This window comes from Psychrobacter sp. 1Y10 (genome assembly GCF_052259005.1).
GTDB classification, from domain to species: domain Bacteria; phylum Pseudomonadota; class Gammaproteobacteria; order Pseudomonadales; family Moraxellaceae; genus Psychrobacter; species Psychrobacter saeujeotis.
This window is the reverse complement of the sequence record NZ_JBQQES010000027.1, coordinates 1-603: the sequence shown is the minus strand read 5'-3', so window position 1 is coordinate 603 and position 603 is coordinate 1. Positions and strand designations below refer to the sequence as shown.

Annotated in this window: 1 protein-coding gene; it reads left to right on the top strand. The window is 77.3% G+C overall.

Features of this window, described 5'->3' with window-relative positions; all coding sequences use genetic code 11:
• The coding region (locus ACTXGH_RS13770; protein WP_443561796.1) for a GTA baseplate fiber-binding domain-containing protein at positions 1-603 on the top strand (603 nt) is incomplete at both ends.

Here is a 603-nt window from a genome sequence, read left to right as displayed (position 1 = left end):
ATCGCGGCAGCCCGACGGTGCTGCAATACCTCGCGGTCGCGGCGGAGCCCTGGCCCGGGGAGGCGGCGGTGTGGCGGGCGGAAGGAACGGGGCCGCTCACCCTCCACGGCCTGGTCGATTACCCGGCCTGCCTCGGCCGGACCCTTTCGGACCTGCCCGCCGGGCCGCTCTGGCGGCTGCAGCGCGGCGCCCATCTCGACGTCACCCTGCGCCGGGGCGGGGCGCTCGGATCGATCGGCGAGGCCGCCATGCTGGCCGGCGGCAACCTGTTCGCCCTGGTCGGGCCGGACGGCATCGTCGAGCTGCTCTGCGCGGCCGACGCGGTGCTGACCGGCCCCGACACCTACCGGCTCTCCGGGTTCCTGCGCGGGCTCGCGGGCAGCGAACCGGCCGCCGGGCGTGCCACCCCGGCGGGCAGCCTGATCGTGCGCCTCGACGACGGCGCGGTGGTGCCGTTGGTCGAGCGCCTGGACGAGGCCGGCCGGGGCTTCCGCTATCGGGTCGGCCCGGCCTCCGCCGATCCGGGCGATCCGGCGGTCACGGAATTTGCCGCGACGGCCGGGCTGGGGTCGCTCCTCCCCCTGCGGCCGGTCCACCTCCGGG